Source organism: Streptomyces sp. NPDC031474 (assembly GCF_055581185.1).
Genome location: NZ_JBVIJX010000007.1, coordinates 204,795 through 225,345, shown reverse-complemented (window position 1 = coordinate 225,345; position 20,551 = coordinate 204,795). Strand labels below are relative to the sequence as shown.

Here is a 20,551-nt window from a genome sequence, read left to right as displayed (position 1 = left end):
GGCGGGGCGACCGTACCGAGGGGGCCTTCCCCGGCGATGCCGGGGCCGGGTCCGACGGGACGTGCTTGTTCAGGGTCGAGCGATCCACGTCGGACAGGCCCCCAAAGAAGCGGCACGGGCCGGCGTTCTCCCGGGGACGCCTCCCCGCACCGGCGTTGATTCGCCGACTTAGACGGCCGGCGTTCGCGGTGGGTTGGGTGTCCCCGGGAGAACAGCTGTGGTCAGGCAGGTGAACCGGCTACCGCTGCCTGATCCGCAGGAAGGTGATCGAGTTCGCCGGGAAGGTGTAGGTGAACCTGCCGGAGACTCCGGTGAAGGTGGAGCTCACCGGTGCGACGGGGGTCGCGGTCTCGGTGTTGACCGCGTCCGGTGCGGCGGCCAGCGTGGTCACCCTGGCCTTGGAGGCGACCTTGGCGCCGCCGAGGTCGATCGCCGTACGGGCGTCCGTGGACTGGGCGTTGACGACCTTGACGATCAGGTCACCGGTCTTCTTGTCCTTCGTGACGACCTGGCGGAAGGGCTCGGCCGGCTTGTCGTCGGTGAAGCTGCCCCACTCCTGGCCGTCGAGGGAGAGGGTGACCTGGCGGCCGCGCACCTTCACGTCGACGTCGTAGGCACGGCCCGTCTCCACACTTCCGGCCTTGGAGATCAGCGTCGACTTGCCGCCGTCCACGGCCTGTTCGACGGCGGACTGGGTGTTGTTCCAGCCGCCCAGGTTCCACCAGTAGTAGTTGCCGGTGTCCTTGACGCCGAAGGCGACGAGGAAGCCCTCCTTGCCGGACTTCTTGGTGGCCTTCACATGCAGGTCGTAGTCGTGCCAGCTCGGGTCACCGGCGGAGACCATGGTGTTCTCGGCGGCGGTGTCGGTCTGCACGTACTGCCCGTCCTGGAGCGACCAGCTGCCGCCGCCGGTGTGCGTCCACTTCGAGGCGTCGCCGGAGAAGTCGTCGCTCAGCAGCGGGTCGCCGTCCGCGTCGGTCACCTTGACGTCGTCGTAGGCCGCGCTGGTCGCCCAGGTCGACAGGCCGACGGCGCCCGTGATCGGGCCCTGCAGGGACGGGGTTCCGGTGGCCGTCGAGGGCACGACGCGGTCGCCGACGTTGGTCATGAACAGCTTCTGGACCTCGTAGTTGGCCGAGTTCCAGGAGGCGTGGTTGTTGAACCACACCAGGTCCGGGCGCCACTGGACGTAGTCCTCGTTGGCGAACAGCGGGGCGTAGGAGGCGAGTTCGACGACGTCCGCGTTGCGTTCGAGGCCGGTCATGAAGGCGGCTTCGGAGAGGCCGTTCTTGAAGGCGTTGCCCTGGGAGGCGTATTCGCCGAGGAAGACCTTGGGGCCGCTGCGGTCGTAGGAGTCGTAGCGGTCGTTGTTCTGCAGGAACCACTGCGGGCTGTTGTAGTAGTGCTCGTCGACCATGTCGACCTTGGCGTCCTTGTTGAGCTGCCAGGCCGTGTCGAAGGTCGAACCGGAGTCGTCCGGGCCGGAGTTGGAGATGACGGTGACGTTCGGGTACTTGGCCGCGATGGCGGCGCGGAACTCCTTGAAGCGGGCGAAGAACTCGTTCGGGAGGTTCTCCTCGTTGCCGACCTCCAGGTGCGTGAGGTGGAAGGGCTTGGGGTGGCCCATCCGGGCGCGCTTCTTGCCCCAGGTCGAGGTGACCGGCCCGTTGGCGAACTCGATCAGATCGAGCGTGTCCTGGATGTGCCGCTTGAGCAGCGCGTCGTCGACGACGGCCTGGTTCTGGCCGCAGCCGGTCACCAGGGCGGGGACCACGGGCAGCGGCATCGCGCCGATGTCCTCGGCGAAGCGGAAGTACTCGTAGTAGCCGAGGCCGTAACTCTGGTTGTAGCCCCAGAAGTTGGAGTTCGTGGCGCGCTGCTCGACCGGACCGATGGTGTCCTTCCACTGGTAGGAGCGGGCGCGCTGGTAGCCGGAGGCCTCGCTGTAGTCCTGCATGGAGCCGGTGTTGACCAGACAGCCGCCGGGGAAGCGCACGAAGCCCGGGTGCAGGGCGGCGACCTTCTGGGCGAGGTCCTTGCGCAGGCCGTTGGGTTCGCCCCGGTAGGTGTCACGGGGGAACAGGGACACCATGTCCAGGGCGGTCGCCGCCGAGGAGGCCACGCCCAGTCGGCCGTTGCTGCTGGTCCGGGTGGCGGTGAAGGCGGCCTTGTACCGCGCCCAGCCGCCGGCCTTCACGGCCATCTTGCGGGCGGTGGCCAGGGTGCCGTCGGCGTCCTGCAACGACACCGTCAGGGTGGTGCCGCTCTCGGCGCGGGCCCACACCGAGAAGTCGTACGTCTTGCCCTGCTCGACCCGGACACCGGTGTTGTAGCCGGCATTGGTCACGGAGGAACCGGCGCCCAGGGAGAGGTAGTTGCGGTTGCGCTCGTTCAGGCGGCCCGAGTCGTTCAGGACCTGTGCGGTGCCGTCGACCGTCCAGGAGGTCAGCGGGGTGTATGACCGGTTGTCGACGGTGGAGTACTCGAAGGATCGGTTCTGCACGAGCTCGGCGTAGAGGCCGCCGTCGGCCGCCCGGTTGATGTCCTCGAAGAAGACGCCGTACATCGTGTCGTCGATCTTCGCGCCCTTGGCGGTGGGGTCGACGGTGATGGCGTAGTCGGTCACGGCCTCGGCGTGCGCGGGGGCGGGGACGAGGACGGTGGCCGTCAGAAGCGCGGTCGAGGTGAGACCGATTCTCCAGCGGGTGCGGGTGGTGCTGCGTGACATGTGTGACTCCGCGGCTCAGTGGTGCGCGTTGTATGTCAGTTGTTCGAAATGTCGGACGATGATCAGCACTTCGAACGGCAAGATAGGGAGGGGGCCGAGACGCGTCAATGGGGCGTGCAGCAACGGATGTGACGGAGGGCGGCTGAGGATGGGCGAGTTCCGGCCAGTTCCGGACGTACTGGCGTACCTCGCGGGGAGTTGGCGGGTGCAGCGGTCGGTACGGGACCGGGCGAGCGGCGACGAGGGCCGCTTCGACGGGATCACCGTGTTCAGCGCGCTGGAGGAGGGCGGCCCGGGGCACGACGGGCTGCTGCACAAAGGTCTGCCGCACGACGGTCTGCCGCACAACGGGCTGCTGCACGAGGAGTCCGGCACGTTCGTCTGGCTCGGCGTCGCCCGGCCCGCGGAGCGCACCCTGCGCTTCCTGCCGGGGCCGACGGCCGGCACGGCCGACGTGCGGTTCGCCGACGGCCGTCCCTTCCACGACCTGGACCTGACGAGCGGCCGGCACATCGCCGACCACCCCTGCTCCGCCGACCTCTACCAGGGCGAGTTCACTGCCCTGGGAGCGGACCGCTGGCGGACGCTCTGGCGGGTGGCCGGACCGGCCAAGGACCTGCTGCTCATCACCGACTACATGCGGGTGGGCTGAACCGAGGTCCCTTCGAGCCGCAGGTTCCAGCGACCGCCCCGGCCGGTGACCGTGGTCGTCGACAGGGGGCGCACATCGATGTTCCAGTACGTCGACGGAGGCGCCTTGAGCGCGTACACCACCGCGGCCCGGATCACGCCGGGCTCGGCGACCGCCACGATCCGGTCGCCGTCCCCGAGCGGGCGGGTGTCGAGCCAGTCGCCCACCCGGGTGATGAAGTCCAGCAGGGACTCGCCGCCGTGCGGGGTGGCCAGCGGGTCGGCCAGCCAGGCGTCCACGGCCGCCGGCTCACGGGCCATCGCCTCGCCCAGGGTGAGCCCCCGCCAGCGGCCCATGGCGCAGTCCCGCAGGGCGAGTTGCACGAGTGGGGCGTAGCCGAGGGCGTCGCCGGTGGTGCGGCTGCGCGGGGTGGGCGAGCAGTAGCGCAGCTCGGCGGCGGCGAGGGGCAGGAGGTCGGGGACCACCCGCTGCACCTCGTCCCAGCCCGCCTGGTCCAGCGGCTGGTCGTCCTCGAAGCGTTCCGCGAGCAGCGAGGTGCTGCGAGCGGCGGCGACGAACGTGACCCGAAGTGGCATGCGGTGATGGTGAGCCGCACAACTGCGCAGGTCAAGGGGTGTCGGCCGATGGGTTCGGGAATTCTTACCGGTGAGTCAGGCCGGGTCGGACAAGTCACTGGAAAACGAGCGCCATCCATTGGCCGGGCTTCTCCAGCGCCGCGAAGCCGACCCGTTCGTACACCCCGTGCGCGTCGTGCGTGGCCAGCAGTATGCGGCGCAGCCCGTGCGGCCGCAGGTGGTCGCGTACGGCGGCGACGAGGGCGGTGCCGAGGCCCTTGCCCCGGGCCGCCGGGTCCACGTACACGTCGCACAGCCACGCGAAGGTCGCGAGGTCCGTGACGACCCGCGCATAGGCGACCTGCTCCCCTGACGCGGTCTCGTAGACGCCGAAGTTCAGCGAACCGGCGATCGCCCGGTCCTGCTTCGCCCGCTCGCGCCCGATCGCCCAGTACGCGTCCGTGGACAGCCAGCGGTGCACGCGTCCGGCGTCGATGCGGGCGGGGTCGGTGGACATCTCGTAGCCCTCGGCGAGGGGCAGGGTGGCGTTCATGCGGGGATCCTCACCGCATCACGGGCGCCGTGTCGAACCGTTTGCGGGGAGCGCCTCGTCGGCCGCCGCCCGCAGCCGCCGTACCCCCTCCGCGATCTCCTCGGTCCCGGCGACGGCCGCGAAGCTCAACCGCGCGTGGGCGGCCGGGGGTTCGGCGCTGAAGTAGGGGCGGCCGGGGGTGAGGGCGACGCCCGCGCGCAGCGCGGCGGAGGTGAACGCGCCCTCGTCCGTGCCGTCGGGCAGCCGCAGCCACAGGTGGTAGCCGCCGGACGGGACGTGCGGGAGGGCGATTTCGGGCAGCCGCAGCCGCAGCGCGGAGGTCATCGCGTCCCGCCGGGCCCGCAACTCGGCGGCGACGGCCCGCAGATGGCGTGGCCAGGCGGGCGAGCCGACGAGTTCGAGGGCCGCCTCCTGGAGCGGGCGGGGCACGAAGAAGGTGTCGACGACCTGGATGGCGCGCAGGCGCTCAAGGACCGGACCGCGGGCGGCCAGCGCGCAGACCCGGAAGCTCGGCGAGGTCGCCTTGGTGAGCGAGCCGACGTGGACGACGACGCCGTCGGGGTCGTCGGCGGCGAGCGGACGCGGCAGCGGTCCGGCGTCCTCGTGCGCGAGCCGCCGCACGAAGTCGTCCTCGACGACGAACGCGCCCGCCTCGCGCGCGATGCGCAGCACCTGCGCCCGCCGGCCGGCCGCGAGGACGGCGCCGGTCGGGTTCTGGAACAGCGGCTGGCAGACGAAGACCCGGGCTCCGGTCGCCCGGAACGCGTCGGCGAGCAGCTCCGGCTTCACACCGTCCGGGTCGACCGGGACCGGTACCGGACGCAGGCCCGCCGAGCGGGCGATCGCGAGCATGCCGGGGTAGGTGGGCGACTCGACGAGCACCGGCGCGCCGGGCGGGGCGAGGGCGCGCAGGGCGGTGGTGAGGGCCGCCTGGCCGCCCGCGCTGACCAGTACCTCGGCCGCGGTGACGGAGCCGCCGATGGTCCGCGCGAACCACTCGCGCAGCTCGGGCAGCCCTTCCATGGGCGGCCGCCCCCACGCTCCGGGCCGCCGTCCCGCGCGCGCCAGCGCCGCGGCCATCGCCCGCTCCGGCTGCAGCGAGGGGTGCAGATAGCCGCCGTTGAACTCGACGACGCCGGGCGGCGGGGCGGCCAGCGACACCGTGACCCCGGAGGCGTCCACGGAACGCGGGACGAGGTCGGCGGCGCCGTCCGCGCTGAGAGCGACCTCCTGCCAGGACGTGTCGCCGGCCGGCGCGCCGGTCGTCCCCGTCGGCCGCGCCCGGAAGGCGCCCGCGCCCGGCCGGGTGACCACCAGCCCCTCGGCGGCGAGCTGCGCCAGCGCCCGCGAGACCGTCACGGGGCTCACCCGGAACCGTTCGACCAGGGCCCGGCTCGACGGGAGCTTTCCACCGGGAGAGTAGCGGTCGAACTCCCGACGCAGTCGATCCGCCAGCTCACCCACGCTGCTACGCTCTTGCATGGAGACACAGAGTAGCGCTACTGCCCGGCCCGCGATAGCGGTCAGCACCCCGGACGCCGGCCCTCGCACGGCGGACGCCCCGCCCGGGTCGAGCGGCCTCGGCACCCTGCTCGCCGTCCTCGGCGTCGTCGCGTTCTCCCTCACCTTCCCCGCGACCGCCTGGGGTCTCGAAGGCTTCGGCCCCTGGTCGCTGGTGGCCGCGCGCAGCGTCCTGGCCGCGCTGATCGCGGGCACATGTCTGCTCGTGCTCAGGGTCCCGCCGCCCGCCCGGCGGCACTGGGCGGGGCTCGCGGTCGTGGCCGCCGGGGTCGTCGTCGGCTTCCCGCTGCTCACCACGCTCGCGCTGCGGACGTCCACCACCTCGCACGCCGCCGTCGTGGTCGGTCTGCTGCCGCTGACGACCGCGCTGCTGTCCGCCCTGCGCATGGGCACCCGCCCCTCCCGCACCTTCTGGGCGGCGGCCCTGGCCGGCGCGGGCGCGGTGGCGGCGTTCACCGTGCAGCAGAGCGGCGGCGCGCTGACCAGCGCCGACCTGTACCTGTTCGGGGCGCTGCTGGTGTGCGCGGCCGGCTACACCGAGGGCGGCCGGCTGGCCCGGGTCATGCCGGGCTGGCAGGTCATCGGCTGGGCCCTGGTGTGCTGTCTGCCGCTGAGCGTGCCCGCCGCCGCGCTCGCCCTGGCCCACGAGCCCGTCCGGCTGACCGCGCACAGCGTGGCCGGGCTGCTGTGGGTCGCGGCCGGCTCGCAGTTCCTCGGGCTGGTCGTCTGGTACCGGGGCATGGCGGCCATCGGCATCCCCAAGGCCAGCCAGTTGCAGTTGGCCCAACCCCTGCTCACACTGGTGTGGTCGGTGCTGCTGCTGGGCGAGCACCTCACGCCCGCCGCTCCGCTGACGGCCGCGGCCGTGCTCATCTGCATCGCGGTCACGCAGCGGGCGCGCGGCTAGTGCCTTTCCGGTCACGGCACTGGCCTCGGCAGAACGTGCCGCCGCTTCCGCATCCGATGAGGAGGCCCCACAGATGCGCGCAACCAAGGGCGACCAGCTTGTCCAGCACGGCAGGGTGGTCGGCCAACACGACAAGGTCGGCGAGATCGTCGAAGTACTGGGCCAGGCAGGCAACCCTCCGTACCGCGTCCGCTTCGAGGACGGGCACGTGGGCCTGTGCTCACCCGGCCCCGACACGGAGATCCGGCACAGGACGGCCGAGGAACGACGGCGGTAGACCGCCGGCGGTAGCTCGACCGCAGATCAGCGCGGGGGCTGCGCCGGCTGCTGGTAGTGGTCGGCGACCACCCGCGCCATCGCCCCGATCGGGTCCGCCTTGACGTCCTTGGCGGCGAAGAAGACGTGCCCGCGCACCTGCGGGTGCGCGGCGGCCAGATCGAGGTGGTCGGACAGTTCGGCCGGGTCCTGCCAGGCGGCGGGCTGCGTCGGGTCGCCCGCCCGGTACAGGGCCTCGCCGATGTAGAGCCGCGTGCGGCTGCCCTTCGCCACCTCCGCCCACCAGGGCACGAGTTTGGCGTAGTCGGCGGCCGACTGGCCGATGTTCCAGTACAGCTGCGGGACGACGTAGTCGATCCAGCCCTCCCGCACCCACTTGCGGGTGTCGGCGTGGATGTCGTCGTACGACTGAAGCGCCCGCGTGTCGGAGCCGCGCGAGTCGGTGGAGGCGTTGCGCCACACGCCGAAGGGGCTGATGCCGAACTGGGTGCCGGGCCGTACGGCCTTGATCCGGGCGGCCGTCTCCAGCACCAGCTTGTCGATGTTGTCGCGCCGCCAGGCGGCCCGGCTCGGGAAGGCGCCGCCGTAGGCGTCGTACGCGGCGTCGTCGTCGAAGCTCTGGCCGGCCACCGGGTAGGGGTAGAAGTAGTCGTCGAAGTGCACGGCGTCCAGGGGGTATTTCTCCACCGCGTCGAGGATCGCGTCCTCGACGAACGCGCGAACCTCGGGCAGCCCCGGGTTGTAGTAGAGCTTCCCGCCGAACGGCACCACCCAGTCCGGATGTCTGCGGGCCGGGTGGGAGGCGATGAGCTTCGTGGGGTCGTCGTGGGTCGCGACCCGGTACGGGTTGAACCAGGCGTGCAGCTGCAGGCCCCGCGCATGGGCCTCCGTGACGGCCGTGCCCAGCGGGTCCCAGCCCGGCGCCTTGCCCTGGGTGCCGGTGAGGACCTGCGACCACGGCTCGTACGGCGAGGGCCACAGGGCGTCGGCCGTCGGCCGCACCTGCATGACGACGGTGTTGAGCCGTCTGCGGACCGCCAGGTCGAGCCAGGCGATCAGCTCGGCGCGCTGCGCGGCGGCGGTCAGTCCGGCGCGCGACGGCCAGTCGCGGTTGGAGACCGTCGCCAGCCACATCCCCCGCATCTCGGTCGTCGCCCGCCGCTCCCCTGTCGCCCGTCGCTCCCCCACGGGAGCGGCCGCCGCACCCGTCGTGGTGAACGCCGACAGCGCTGCCAGCGCGAACGCCCGCCGGGTCAGTCGCCCCATCGCACACATCCCCACATACTCCGCGGATCCGCTCGGTCACGGATCGTATCGGGGCCCAGCATGCCCCCACCCCGGCGATCGATCATCGATACTTGCTAGTAACGTGCACGATCGGAGCAGGCCGGCCGGAATCCGGCGGACCTGTCACGGCCATCAGAGTCAGCGCGGCGAAAGGGACGATGTGACGGGCACCCCAGCGGGAGACATCTCACGGGTCGGCGTGGTCGGCTGCGGCCAGATGGGGGCGGGCATCGCCGAGGTCTGCGCCCGCGCCGGACTCGACGTCAAGGTCGCCGAGACCACCGGCGAAGCCCTGGAGATCGGCCGTACCCGGCTGTTCAACTCCCTGGCCAAGGCCGCCGAACGCGGCAAGATCTCCGAGGAGGAGCGGGACGCGACGCTGGCGCGCCTCAGCTTCACCACGGACCTCGGCGAGTTCGCCGACCGCGACCTGGTCATCGAGGCCGTGGTCGAGAACGAGCAGGTCAAGACCGAGATCTTCCAGGTCCTCGACCAGGTCGTGACCCGCCCGGACGCGATCCTCGCCTCCAACACCTCCTCCATCCCGCTGGTGAAGCTGGCGGTCGCCACCTCACGGCCCGACCAGGTCGTCGGCATCCACTTCTTCAACCCGGCCCCCGTGCAGAAGCTCGTCGAGCTGATCCCGGCGCTGACCACCTCCGAGGGCACGCTCGGCCGGGCGCAGCTGTTCGCCGAGAAGCTGCTCGGCAAGCACGCGATCCGCGCCCAGGACCGCTCCGGCTTCGTCGTCAACGCGCTGCTGATCCCCTACCTGCTCTCCGCGATCCGGATGTTCGAGACGGGCATCGCCAGCCGCGAGGACATCGACAACGGCATGGAGATGGGCTGCGCCCACCCGATGGGGCCGCTGAAGCTGTCCGACCTGATCGGCCTGGACACCGTCGCCTCGGTCGCGCAGTCGATGTACGACGAGTACAAGGAGCCGCTGTACGCCGCTCCCCCGCTGCTCCAGCGCATGGTGGACGCGGGCCGGCTGGGCCGCAAGACCGGCTCGGGCTTCTACACGTACTGATGACCCACCGTGTTCGCCACGGGCCCGGCATTCCTCGGAGTGCCGGGCCCGTTCGCTTCACACACCGTGTGCGCACCGGGCCCGCATATGCCGCGCGCACACGCTCCCCGTGGGCCCACCAGGCGAGTTGACTCATCATGCCCATGCAAGGGGTGTGAGACGACTACGGAAAGGAGCGGACACGTGACCGCCGATCCCGAGCATCCCGTCGTCCATGGAGAACTCGCAGAGTTACGGCGCCGGCTCGACGTGGCGTACGCCCGCGTCGAGGGCGGGCTGGCTCTGCTGACGCACCGCACCGAGGAGTCCGCCAAGGAGATCGCCGAACTGAGCAGCCGCATCGTGACGCTGGAACAGGCACGCTGGCCGCTGCCGGCCATCGCCGCCCTCACCGCCGTAGGCGCACTGGTCGTGACGGTCTGGCAGGCCCTGGCCCACTAGGGCGGTTTCGCTTCAGGGCCCGACAGCGGGCCTCAGGTGGTGCAGCAGCATCAGCGCGGCCGCCATGTTGGCGGCCGGGACCTCCCCCCGGGCGACCAGGTCGGGAACGAGCTCGAGGGGGACCCACTCCCGGCGGTCCGACTCGAAGTCGTCGACCGGGTGTCCCACGTACTCGCCCCTGTCCGACCAGTAGATGTGGTGGACGGCGTCGGTGAGCCCGTTGGACGGCTCCACGCTCATCAGGTGGTGCAGCGGCCCCGGTCGCCAGCCGGTCTCCTCCTCGAGTTCCCTGGCGGCCGCGCGGGCGACGTCCTCGCCGTCCTCGACCACGCCCGCCGCGAGTTCCCACCCCCAGCTGTCGGTGATGAAGCGGTGGCGCCACAACAGCAGGACCTCGTTGGCCTCGTTCACGACCGTCGCCACCGCGACGGGCCTCAGCCGTATGAGGAAATGATCGAGATGTCGGCCGTCCGGCAACTCCACATCCGCCAGGTTGACGCTGAACCAGCGGTTTTCATACACAGTTTGTTCGTTCTGTTTCGTCCACTGCACGGTTCTGCCACCTTCCGTCGAGTAAGTGGCAATATCGCAGCAGGAACTATGCAGCGTCGGCGTCGCTACCGGTGTTGATGTCTGTCGTCGGACACCCCGTGACACTCCGTCTACAGCGGTACGCGCAGCGCCCCGTCGATGAGTTCGGCGGCCTCGGCCGTGCCCGCGCAGTCGCTGCGGACCAGGTGTTCGCGCACCGCCCGAAGTCTGTCGCGCACACGCTGGGACTCCATTCCCCGCGCCTGCTCGGCCATCCGCACGGCGGTGACCACCGCCTTGTCGGTGTCGCCCTGCCGCAGTTCGATCGTGCTGAGCATGGCCAGCCGGTGCACCCGCCCCCGGTCGTGCGACGGGTTGTCGACGGCGGCCGCGGCATGCTCGGCGGCTGCCGCGAGGTCGCCGAGGCTGAGCAGCGCCTCCGCCACCTGGACGTTGACCAGGCCCGGCTGGACATAGCCGGTCTCGTCGGGCTCATGTCCTGGCCGGATCCGTTCGGCGGCCGTCTCCGCGCGCCGGATGCACGACAGGGCGCTCGTGCCGTCGCCGAGGTGGGCGTACGCCTTGGCCTGCATCGCGTACAGGTCGGAGGCGAGCGCGGGCGTGATGTGCCTGCCCGCCGCCCGCAGCGCGGCCTCCGCGAAGGCGACGGCCTGCCGGTACTCGCGCATGAACAGCGACTGGTTGACCAGGAGAGCTATGACATACGCCCCAAGTCCCCGGTCGCCGCTGGCCTTTGCCAGCCGCAGCGCCTGATGGAAGTAGCGCTGGGCGAGCCCGTGCGCGTCGGAGTCGTACGCGCAGATTCCGGCGACGGCGACCAACCCGCCGGTGGCCCGGTGCAGTTGACGGCCCGTCTCGTCGGTGTAGCTGCCCCTCAGTAAGGGTGCGGCCTCCGCGTTCAGGAAGCCGACGATCCGGCTGCGGGTCGCGATGCCACCGGCCTTGCGGTACATCTGCTCGTAGTGGGCGCGGGCGGCGCGCAGCATCTCGATGTCGGCGGAGGTGACGCGATGCCGGCCGCCGCGGGAGACGTCCACGTCCTCCGGCGGGTTCTCCCACTCCCACACCGGCATCACGGCCGGCGTGCCGGTGACGGCGGGAGCGCCCAGGAGGTGCGGGCGCTGCTGCTCGTCGGAGCGCCACAGGGCGGTGGCCCGCTCGACGAACCCGGAGAGCGAGGTGCCGTGCGGGCTGGACGGCTCCCCCGGCACGCCGAGACCGATGTCGTCGAGGGTGACCGGCCGGTGCAGGCGGGTGGCGAGCACTTCGCAGATCAGGTCGGGCACCTGGCCCCGCGGCCGCTGGCCCTTCAGCCACCGGGCCACCGCCGTGTGCTCGTACCGCAGGGCGAGTCCGCGGGCCCGTCCGGCCTGGTTGACGTGGGCGGCGAGGCCCGCGTGCGAGATGCCCGCCTCGTCCAGGATCGCGTCGAGCAGAGTGTTGGGCTGCATGAGTGGCCCCCCGGTACCTCGGTGCCGTCAGCGTAGTGGGTCCGCACTCACACGGGGTGTGAACGGAGTGCGCGCATTCGCAGGGTGTGCGCGCTGTCGCGCAGCGTTTCCCGGCCGCTTGACTGGAATGCCTCGCAAGAGGTCCGCCGGGCCGTCGGCTCCCCCTCAAGAACGACGGCCCGGCGACGCGCTCCGCGGGTCCGGCGCAATTCCGGTGCGGGTGGTCGAGGCCACCACGGACCCGGGGTCGACACAGCCCCCGCACCCTGGGGGTGCGGGGGCTGTGCGACCGGCGTCAGCCTCGCAGTACCGCTCCCGTGCGCTCGCCGGCAAGAGCGACAGCGGCATCCCGGGCGGCCGAGGCCTCGTCGACGGTCAGGGTCCGATCGCCCGCACGGAAACGCAGCGCGTACGCCAGCGACTTGCGCCCCTCACCGAGCTGATCCGCGTTCTCGTAGACGTCGAACAGCCGGATCCCCTCCAGCAGTTCACCCGCGCCCTCCCGCAGCGCGGCCTCGACCTCGGCGTGCGGCACGAACCTGTCCACGACGAGGGCGACGTCCTGCGTGGCCACCGGGAACGTGGAGATGCTCGGCGCCTGGGGCGTGTCGTCGCCGACCTGCTCCAGGACGTCGAGGTTCAGCTCCATCGCGCAGGTCCGCGCGGGCAGCCCCAGCGCCTTCAGCACCCGCGGATGCAGCTCACCGGCGTGGCCGACGACCCGCTCCGCGCCGTCGACGACCACGACGAGCTCGGCGCAGCGACCGGGGTGCCACGGCCCGTACTGACCGCTGCGGACGACCAGCTCGGCGCCGGCCTCTCGGGCGACGGCCCGCGCCGACTCGATCGCGTCGGCCCAGTCCGACGGGCGGCCCTTGCCCCACCAGCCGGCCTGCTCGCGGGCGCCGGCGAGGACGGCGGCGACATGGCGCGGCTGCTCGGGCAGCACGGCGTCGAGCGAGGCCAGCTCCTCGTCGGTGGGGCGGCGGTCGACGGGCAGATGACCGGCGACGCGCTGCTCCTCGCGCGGGAGGAAGACCAGACCGGTCTCGAACAGGGCCAGGTCGTGACTGCCCCGCCCGTCGTTGCGCCGCAGGGCGCCGAGCAGGCCCGGCAGCAGCGACGTGCGCAGCGCGGGCTCCTCGTCGCTCAGCGGGTTGGTGAGCTTGACGACGCGGCGGGCCGGGTCGTCGGCGTCCAGTCCGAGCTGGTCGAAGACCTGCTCGCCGATGAACGGGTAGTTCGGCGCCTCGACATAGCCGGCCCCGGCGAGGGCGCGGCCGACGCGGCGGTGCAGCCGCTGGCGGTGGGTGAGGCCGCGGCCCGAGGGGAGCTTGGGCAGCGTGGAGGGCAGGTTCTCGTAGCCCTCCAGCCGGATGACCTCCTCGGCGAGGTCGTTGGCCTCGACGAGGTCGGGCCGCCAGGACGGGACGGTGACGATGAGCTCGTCCTGCCCGTAGACGTCGCAGCCGATCTCCTGGAGGCGGCGCACGACGGTCTCCCGGCCGTAGACGACGCCCGCGACCTTGTCCGGGTGGTCCGCCGGGACGCTGATCGTGTGCGGGGCGGACGGGGCGATGATCTCCGTGACGCCCGCGTCGGCCGTACCGCCGGCGAGGAGCACCAGCAGGTCGACCGTGCGCTGGGCGGCGGCCGCGGCGGCGGCCGGGTCGACGCCGCGCTCGAAGCGGCGCGACGCCTCGGAGGACAGCTTGTGGCGACGGGCCGTGCGCGCGATCGACACCGCGTTGAAGTGGGCGGCCTCGATGACGACGTCGGTCGTGACGTTCCCGCCGTTCTCGGGGGCATCGTGATCGGCGATCTCGGTGTTGGCGCCGCCCATGACACCGGCGAGGCCGATGGGACCGCGGTCGTCGGTGATGACGAGGTCCTCGGCGTGCAGTGTGCGGGTCACTCCGTCGAGGGTGACGATCTGCTCGCCCTCACCGGCCCGGCGGACGCCGATGGCGCCCTGGACCAGCGAACGGTCGTAGGCGTGCAGCGGCTGGCCGAGCTCCATCATCACGTAGTTGGTGATGTCGACGGCGAGCGAGATCGGGCGCATGCCGACCTTCTGCAGCCGGCGCTGCAGCCAGATCGGGGAGCGCGCCTCGGGGCTCAGACCGGTGACGGTGCGGGCGGTGAAGCGGTCGCAGCCCATCGGCTCGGAGACCTGCACCGGGTAGCCGAAGGCGTTCGGCGCCGGTACGTCGAGCAGGGCGGGGTCGCGCAGCGGCAGGCCGTAGGCGATGGCGGTCTCGCGGGCGACGCCGCGGATGGACAGGCAGTCGCCGCGGTTGGCGGTGACGGCGATGTCCAGGACCTCGTCGACGAGCTCCAGGAGCTCGATGGCGTCCTTGCCGACCTCGGTCTCCGGCGGCAGCACGACGATGCCGTGGCTGCCGTCGTCGCCCATGCCCAGCTCGTCGCCGGAGCAGATCATGCCGTGGGACGTCCTGCCGTACGTCTTGCGCGCGGCGATGGCGAAGTTGCCGGGGAGGACGGCGCCCGGGAGGACGACGACGACCTTGTCGCCGACGGCGAAGTTGCGGGCGCCGCAGACGATCTCCTGCGGCTCACCGGTGCCGTTGGCCGTGCCGACGTTCACCGTGCAGAAGCGGATGGGCTTCTTGAAGCCCTCCAGCTCCTCGATGGTGAGCACCTGACCCACGACGAGCGGGCCCTTGAGGTCGGCGCCGAGCTGCTCGACGGTCTCGACCTCGAGGCCTGCGGAAACGAGCTTGGCCTGCACGTCACGGCCGGTCTCGGTGGCCGGCAGGTCGACGTACTCCCGCAGCCAGGAAAGCGGGACCCGCATCAGATCTCCATCCCGAACGGCCGAGTGAACCGGATGTCACCCTCGACCATGTCTCGCATGTCTTCGACGTTGTGGCGGAACATCAGCATCCGCTCGATGCCGAACCCGAAGGCGAACCCGCTGTACTTCTCCGGGTCGACGCCGCAGGCGGCCAGCACCTTGGGGTTGACCATGCCGCAGCCGCCCAGCTCGATCCAGCCCTCGCTGGAGCAGGTGCGGCAGGGGCGGTCGGGGTTGCCGACGGACTCGCCGCGGCAGACGTAGCACACCATGTCCATCTCGGCGGACGGCTCGGTGAAGGGGAAGAAGTTCGGCCGCAGCCGCGTCTTCATGCCCTCGCCGAACAGCGACTGGACCATGTGGTCCAGGGTGCCCTTGAGGTCGGCCATGGTCAGGCCCTCGTCGACGGCGAGCAGCTCGACCTGGTGGAAGACCGGGGTGTGCGTGGCGTCCAGCTCGTCCGTGCGGTAGACGCGGCCGGGGCAGATCACGTACACCGGCAGCTCGCGCTGCATCAGCGAGCGGATCTGGACGGGCGAGGTGTGGGTGCGCAGCACGACGCCGGACTCGGTGCCGCCTTCGGGCCCCTGCACGAAGAACGTGTCGGCCTCGCCGCGGGCCGGGTGGTCCGGGCCGATGTTCAGGGCGTCGAAGTTGAACCACTCGGCCTCGACCTGGGGGCCCTCGGCGACCTCGTAGCCCATGGCCACGAAGACGTCCTCGATGCGCTCCGACAGCGTGGTGAGCGGGTGGCGGGCGCCGGCGGGCACCCGGTCGTGGGGCAGCGTGACGTCCACCGCCTCCTCGACCAGCACCCGCTGGTCCCGCTCGGCCTCCAGCTCCTCCTGGCGCGCGGCGAGACCCTTGTTCACGGCGCCGCGGGCCTGGCCGACGAGCTTGCCGGCGGCGGCCTTGGCGTGCGGGGGCAGGGCGCCGATCTCGCGGTTGGCGAGGGCCAGCGGGGAGGAACCGCCGGTGTGGGCGACCTTCGCCTCCTGGAGCGCTTCGAGGGAGTCCGCGGCGGCGAAGGCGGCGAGCGCCTCGTCCCGCATGCGCTCGATCTCTTCCGGTTTCAAGGCCTCGACCTCTACAGGGTCGTACGACTTATTCGGTGCCGACATCTCTTCCCGTGCTTCCGATTGGCTGGCTGAAGGTCCCCGTCACCGACTCACGCTGAGGTCAGAGGGCCGTCCATGGGACACAAAGGTGCCAAAGGCCGAGTCTAACGGGGTGGAGGTACGCGCATGCGCCCGCGGGCGGCCGGGCCGGTTCTCAGGTGAGATACGCGGGGGCGCTCACGGGCAACGTAAATCGGAACTCGGCGCCGCCGCCGGGGGCGCGGCCGACCGTGATGGTGCCGCCGTGTGCTTCGACGATGCCCTTGACGATGTACAGCCCGAGGCCCGTGCCGCCGCGCTTGCTGCCCCGCCAGAAGCGGGTGAAGACGCGGTTCATGGACTCCTCCGGGATGCCTGCGCCCTCGTCGCTCACGGTGACCGACGTACCGGTGTCCTCCCCTTCCCGGGGGGACGCGGTGGGCGTGATGTCGATCGTGACGGTTCCCTCGCCGTGGCGCACCGCATTTTCGATGAGGTTGCTCAGCACCTGGTCGACCTTGTCGGGGTCGGCCCACAGGTCGGGCAGCGGCTGCACGAGACGCAGCAGGAACCGGTCGGCGGGCTGTCCGGCGGCGACGTAGGCCTGGATGTGCCGTCCTACGGCCGCGCCTATGTCGACGGGCTGGCGGCGCACCTCCAGTCGTCCGGAGTCGATGCGCGAGATGTCGAGCAGTTCGGCGATGAGCCGGGTGACCCGGTCGGCGTCGGCGTCGACGGTCTCCAGCATCAGCCGTTTCTGGTCGTCGGTGAACCGCGACCACTTGGCGAGCAGGGTGGCGGTGAAGCCCTTGACGGAGGTGAGGGGCGAGCGCAGTTCGTGGGCGACGATGGCGATCAGCTCGGCGTGGCTGCGCTCGGTGCGGCGGCGGGCCTCGGTGTCGCGGATCGAGACGACGACCCGGCGGACGGGGCCGGTGGGTTCGGTCCGCAGGTACCGGGCGGTGACGAGCACCTCGCGCCCGCCCGGCAGCAGCAGGTTGCGCTCGGGCTGGCCGACGCGGATGGCGAGGCCGCCGTAGGGGTCGGTCAGCTGCCACCAGCGGCGGCCTTCGAGGTCCTCTAACGGCAGGGCCTTGTCGAGGCGCTGTCCGAGGGCGTCCGCGGCGGGGACCGCGGTGATGCGCTGGGCGGCGGCGTTGAAGCAGATCACGTGCCCGTGCTCGTCGGCGACGACGAGTCCGTCGGGCAGGTCGTCGGGGTCGATGCCGAGTCCGGCGAGGTCACCGGCCGGCCGTGGCGTGGGCGGCACGGCCTGTGCATCCCGTGTACTGCTCATGCCGACGCTCATTCCCCGTACCCCACCTCTCAGACGACTGAGGGGCCCCCGAGCTGGTCACCCTACTAGCTCTCGGTGACGGAGCGGCACCCTCCGGAGGCGCGCTGTGCACGGGCCGATGCATAGAGACATACGGCGGCGGCGGTCGCCAGGTTCAGGCTTTCGGCCTTCCCGTGGATCGGAACCCGTACGACGGCGTCGGCGAGGTCGCGGGTCTCCTCGGGGAGCCCCCAGGCCTCGTTGCCGAACACCCAGGCGGTGGGCCCGCCCATGGTGCCCTTGTCGAGCTCGTCGTCGAGGTCGTCGTCCCCCGCGCCGTCGGCGGCGAGGATCCGCACCCCGGCCTCCTTCAGCCCGGCCACTGCCCGCTCGACGGGCACCCCGACGGCGACGGGCAGATGGAACAGCGACCCGACGGAGGCGCGGACGGCCTTGGGGTTGTAGAGATCGACGGAGGCGTCGGTGAGGACCACGGCGTCCGCCCCGGCGGCGTCGGCGCAGCGCAGGACGGTGCCGGCGTTCCCGGGGTCGCGCACATGGGCGAGCACGGCGACCAGCTTCGGCCGGGCGGCGAGGATCTCCTCGAAGGGCGTGTCCAGGAACCGGCAGATCCCGACGAGACCCTGCGGGGTGACGGTGGTGGAGATGTCCTCGATGACCTGCTCGTCGGCGAGGTGCACCCGGGCGCCGGCGCCTCGCGCCTCCCCGATGATGTCCGCGTACCGCTCCGCGGCCTCGACGGTGGCGAACAGTTCCACGAGCGTCGCGTCGCCGTCGGCCCGGTGCGCGGCCGCCTCCCGCACGGCCTGCGGCCCCTCCGCGAGAAACAGCCGCTCCTTCCCCCGGAAGTTCCGCCGGGCGAGCCGCCGCGCGGCGGACACCCGGGGAGAGCGGGGCGAGATCAGCTCGGGGCTGGCGGAGGACATGTACTGGTTCACCTTCGGCGACGGGGTCGACCTGGGGCCGACCTGAGTGGACTTCCCAGGGGCGCGGGGAACTGCGCGACCGGCCACAGCGGGCCCGCGGCCGACCGGCGGCCATGGCGTCCGCAGCAAAGGACCCGCAGGCGGAACCTGCGGGTCCTTTCACGTCGGCCTAAAGCCAGCGCAGCGTCACGCGGCCTTGGGCGCGTTCACGTCCGCCGGGAGGGCCTTCTGCGCGACCTCGACCAGCGCGGCGAACGCGGTGGCGTCGTTCACGGCCAGCTCGGCCAGGATCTTGCGGTCGACCTCGATGTTCGCGGCCTTCAGACCCTGGATGAGGCGGTTGTACGTCATGCCGTTCTGACGGGCCGCAGCGTTGATGCGCTGGATCCACAGCTGACGGAAGTCGCCCTTGCGCTTCTTGCGGTCGTTGTAGTTGTAGACCAGCGAGTGGGTGACCTGCTCCTTGGCCTTGCGGTACAGGCGCGAACGCTGACCGCGGTAGCCGGAGGCCGCCTCGAGGATCGCCCGGCGCTTCTTGTGGGCGTTGACTGCCCGCTTGACGCGTGCCACTTGTTTAACTCCTTGTAGCGGGGCCGTGGTTCATGGTCACACGGCCCGGAATCGATGGGGTCCCGGTCCAGACGTACGGCGCGCGATGATCAAGGGATCAGGCGCCGCCGCGTCACTTGCCGAGAAGCTTCTTGATCTTCGCGGCGTCGCCCGGGGCCATCTCGGCGTTGCCGGTGAGGCGACGCGTCACGCGGGACGACTTGTGCTCGAGCAGGTGGCGCTTGCCGGCGCGCTCGCGGAGCACCTTGCCGGAGCCGGTGATCTTGAAGCGCTTGCTGGCACCGCTGTGCGACTTGTTCTTCGGCATAGCGCCGTTCTCTCCTCGTCGGTGGCGTTCCGGTGCCCGGTCGTGAAACCGGGCACGGTGGAACGTCGCTTGTATCGGTTGGGTCCGTGGGACTGACGTCCCTCGGATCACGCGTCGGCGGAAGCCTCGGCAGGGGCCTCGGCGTCGGCCTCGGCATTCACGGCGTCGGAGTCCGCGGCGTTCTGCGAACGGCCCGGGTTGGCCTTCGCCTCGGCCTTGCGGGCCTCCTGCGCCTGACGGGCCTCGGCCATGGCCTCGGTCTTCTTCTTGTGCGGACCGAGGACCATGATCATGTTTCGGCCGTCCTGCTTCGGGTTCGACTCGATGAACCCGAGGTCCTGGACGTCCTCCGCGAGACGCTGCAGCAGTCGGTAGCCCAGCTCGGGCCGGGACTGCTCACGACCGCGGAACATGATCGTGATCTTGACCTTGTCGCCCTGCTTGAGGAACCGGACGACATGACCCTTCTTGGTGTCATAGTCGTGCGGGTCGATCTTCGGCCGGAGCTTCATCTCCTTGATGACCGTGTGCGCCTGGTTCTTGCGCGCCTCACGGGCCTTCATGGCCGACTCGTACTTGAACTTCCCGTAGTCCATGAGCTTGCAGACCGGCGGGCGGGCGTTCGCCGCGACCTCGACCAGGTCCAGGTCGTACTCCTGCGCAAGCTCCAGTGCCTTGGCCAGGGGGACGATGCCCACCTGCTCGCCACTGGGACCGACAAGTCGCACCTCGGGAACGCGAATCCGGTCGTTGATGCGGGGCTCGGCGCTGATGGATCCTCCTCGGTAGCACCACGCGGCGGTCTGGCGGACGGCCGCGTAACGTCTGTGTTCGTTAGGCCTATAACCACGCCGAAGCACAAAAAATGCCCCGAACGATCACATGCGGGGCTCCAAGCACTACCGGAGCACCGCCGCAAGGATCGCGGGGCGCACTACCGGGCGACTCCATCGTCCGTACGGAACGATGGTGGCCGCCTGACCGGGGTGACCCGCCGTCCTGGAGGACAGTCGGGTGGGAGCTCGGAGTCTCCACTTGTGGGCCGGGCCCGCCTGCTGGGACGCACGCGTGTCCGACCGGTCGTTACACGAGATTAGCAGCCCGCGCCAGGAACGGCGAATCGAGCCTCGGTTGAGGGACCCACCCTGCCCTGCGCCTATCGTGTCCTGCATGAGTGAGACCTCCCCCGCCGGCTCCGCCGAGACCCCCGGCTCAGCCGGCTCCCCCGACTTCGACGAGATGACCCGCGACATCGCCGAGGTCCCCGCCGTCGAGGTGATCGTGACGGTCGCCGTGAACCTGATGAGCGCCGCCGCGGTGAAGCTCGGACTGACCGAGGAGGGCGACAAGTACAAGGACCTGGACGAGGCCCGCAAGCTGGTGACCGCCCTGGCCGGGCTGCTGGACGCGAGCGCGACCGAGATCAGCTCCTTCCACGCGGCGCCCCTGCGCGACGGCCTGAAGTCGCTCCAGCTCGCGTTCCGCGAGGCGTCGCTCGTCCCGGACGCGCCGGGACAGGGTCCCGGAGAGAAGTACACGGGCCCGATCTACGGCTGACCCCGCTCTCGAGCCCTCCAGCTC

At 71.3% G+C, this 20,551-nt stretch carries 20 protein-coding genes; 6 read left to right on the top strand and 14 right to left on the bottom strand.

Going from position 1 to position 20,551, the window contains the following annotated elements; all coding sequences use genetic code 11:
* Positions 1-238: 238 nt before the first annotated feature.
* A complete protein-coding gene (locus tag ACZ5SK_RS16345) occupies positions 239-2,728 on the bottom strand; it encodes an alpha-L-arabinofuranosidase C-terminal domain-containing protein (RefSeq protein ID WP_468576166.1) in 2,490 nt (829 codons plus the stop codon).
* Positions 2,729-2,876: 148 nt separating this feature from the next.
* On the opposite strand from ACZ5SK_RS16345, the gene ACZ5SK_RS16340 reads away from it, so the two are divergent.
* Complete coding sequence (locus ACZ5SK_RS16340) at positions 2,877-3,380, top strand: DUF6314 family protein (protein WP_361701675.1); 504 nt, start codon at positions 2,877-2,879, stop codon at positions 3,378-3,380.
* Here ACZ5SK_RS16340 and ACZ5SK_RS16335 read toward each other — a convergent pair.
* The 3 genes from ACZ5SK_RS16335 to ACZ5SK_RS16325 all read right to left on the bottom strand — a co-directional run bounded on the left by ACZ5SK_RS16335 (position 3,362) and on the right by ACZ5SK_RS16325 (position 5,969).
* Entirely contained in the window at positions 3,362-3,955 is a 594-nt protein-coding gene (locus ACZ5SK_RS16335) for a histidine phosphatase family protein (RefSeq protein ID WP_334583305.1), read from the bottom strand. The genes ACZ5SK_RS16340 and ACZ5SK_RS16335 overlap by 19 nt on opposite strands.
* 94 nt (positions 3,956-4,049) lie before the next feature.
* A complete protein-coding gene (locus ACZ5SK_RS16330; protein WP_361701678.1) occupies positions 4,050-4,487 on the bottom strand; it encodes a GNAT family N-acetyltransferase in 438 nt (145 codons plus the stop codon).
* A gap of 18 nt (positions 4,488-4,505) precedes the next feature.
* Positions 4,506-5,969 (bottom strand): aminotransferase-like domain-containing protein, encoded by a 1,464-nt coding sequence (locus ACZ5SK_RS16325; protein ID WP_334583307.1) that lies wholly within the window; start codon positions 5,967-5,969, stop codon positions 4,506-4,508.
* Between ACZ5SK_RS16325 and ACZ5SK_RS16320 the strand changes: the two genes are divergently transcribed.
* A complete protein-coding gene (locus tag ACZ5SK_RS16320; RefSeq protein ID WP_334583308.1) occupies positions 5,968-6,915 on the top strand; it encodes a DMT family transporter in 948 nt (315 codons plus the stop codon). The two genes, ACZ5SK_RS16325 and ACZ5SK_RS16320, sit on opposite strands and share 2 nt — an antisense overlap.
* Positions 6,916-6,988: 73 nt before the next feature.
* Positions 6,989-7,192, top strand: coding sequence for a DUF1918 domain-containing protein (locus ACZ5SK_RS16315; RefSeq protein ID WP_334583309.1), 204 nt, complete (start codon positions 6,989-6,991; stop codon positions 7,190-7,192).
* A 26-nt stretch (positions 7,193-7,218) separates the two neighbouring features.
* Here the strand turns inward: ACZ5SK_RS16315 and ACZ5SK_RS16310 are convergent, their stop codons facing one another.
* The gene (locus ACZ5SK_RS16310) at positions 7,219-8,457 is read right to left on the bottom strand and encodes a glycoside hydrolase family 10-like protein (protein WP_334583310.1); all 1,239 of its coding nucleotides are present in this window, start codon (positions 8,455-8,457) and stop codon (positions 7,219-7,221) included.
* Between the two features lie 181 nt (positions 8,458-8,638).
* On the opposite strand from ACZ5SK_RS16310, the gene ACZ5SK_RS16305 reads away from it, so the two are divergent.
* Together ACZ5SK_RS16305 and ACZ5SK_RS16300 are read left to right on the top strand one after the other, a co-directional pair.
* Entirely contained in the window at positions 8,639-9,511 is an 873-nt protein-coding gene (locus tag ACZ5SK_RS16305) for a 3-hydroxybutyryl-CoA dehydrogenase (RefSeq protein WP_319670769.1), read from the top strand.
* A 183-nt stretch (positions 9,512-9,694) separates the two neighbouring features.
* On the top strand, positions 9,695-9,952 hold the full coding sequence (locus ACZ5SK_RS16300; RefSeq protein ID WP_334583311.1) for a hypothetical protein: 258 nt from the start codon (positions 9,695-9,697) through the stop codon (positions 9,950-9,952).
* Positions 9,953-9,964: 12 nt separating this feature from the next.
* On the opposite strand, the gene ACZ5SK_RS16295 is transcribed toward ACZ5SK_RS16300, so the two are convergent.
* The 9 genes from ACZ5SK_RS16295 to infC form a co-directional block, all read right to left on the bottom strand.
* Positions 9,965-10,504, bottom strand: a complete 540-nt coding sequence (locus ACZ5SK_RS16295) for an NUDIX hydrolase (RefSeq protein WP_334583312.1) — start codon at positions 10,502-10,504, stop codon at positions 9,965-9,967.
* 110 nt (positions 10,505-10,614) lie between these two features.
* Positions 10,615-11,955 (bottom strand): transcriptional regulator, encoded by a 1,341-nt coding sequence (locus ACZ5SK_RS16290; RefSeq protein WP_334583313.1) that lies wholly within the window; start codon positions 11,953-11,955, stop codon positions 10,615-10,617.
* 295 nt (positions 11,956-12,250) lie between these two features.
* Positions 12,251-14,773: a phenylalanine--tRNA ligase subunit beta gene (pheT, locus tag ACZ5SK_RS16285; RefSeq protein WP_457493933.1), complete on the bottom strand. Its 2,523-nt coding sequence runs from the start codon at positions 14,771-14,773 to the stop codon at positions 12,251-12,253.
* The gene (gene pheS, locus ACZ5SK_RS16280; protein WP_334583315.1) at positions 14,773-15,894 is read right to left on the bottom strand and encodes a phenylalanine--tRNA ligase subunit alpha; all 1,122 of its coding nucleotides are present in this window, start codon (positions 15,892-15,894) and stop codon (positions 14,773-14,775) included. The genes pheT and pheS overlap by 1 nt, the downstream gene beginning before the upstream one ends.
* A 151-nt stretch (positions 15,895-16,045) precedes the next feature.
* The gene (locus ACZ5SK_RS16275; RefSeq protein ID WP_334583316.1) at positions 16,046-17,179 is read right to left on the bottom strand and encodes a sensor histidine kinase; all 1,134 of its coding nucleotides are present in this window, start codon (positions 17,177-17,179) and stop codon (positions 16,046-16,048) included.
* 53 nt (positions 17,180-17,232) lie between these two features.
* Positions 17,233-18,093, bottom strand: coding sequence for a TrmH family RNA methyltransferase (locus ACZ5SK_RS16270; protein WP_457493932.1), 861 nt, complete (start codon positions 18,091-18,093; stop codon positions 17,233-17,235).
* Positions 18,094-18,279: 186 nt separating this feature from the next.
* Positions 18,280-18,663 (bottom strand): 50S ribosomal protein L20, encoded by a 384-nt coding sequence (rplT, locus tag ACZ5SK_RS16265; RefSeq protein ID WP_057580434.1) that lies wholly within the window; start codon positions 18,661-18,663, stop codon positions 18,280-18,282.
* 112 nt (positions 18,664-18,775) lie between these two features.
* The gene (rpmI, locus tag ACZ5SK_RS16260) at positions 18,776-18,970 is read right to left on the bottom strand and encodes a 50S ribosomal protein L35 (RefSeq protein WP_003977225.1); all 195 of its coding nucleotides are present in this window, start codon (positions 18,968-18,970) and stop codon (positions 18,776-18,778) included.
* A 107-nt stretch (positions 18,971-19,077) separates the two neighbouring features.
* Complete coding sequence (infC, locus tag ACZ5SK_RS16255) at positions 19,078-19,743, bottom strand: translation initiation factor IF-3 (protein ID WP_334583835.1); 666 nt, start codon at positions 19,741-19,743, stop codon at positions 19,078-19,080.
* Positions 19,744-20,140: 397 nt separating this feature from the next.
* On the opposite strand from infC, the gene ACZ5SK_RS16250 reads away from it, so the two are divergent.
* Positions 20,141-20,527: a DUF1844 domain-containing protein gene (locus ACZ5SK_RS16250; RefSeq protein WP_334583318.1), complete on the top strand. Its 387-nt coding sequence runs from the start codon at positions 20,141-20,143 to the stop codon at positions 20,525-20,527.
* The last annotated feature ends 24 nt before the right edge of the window (positions 20,528-20,551 follow it).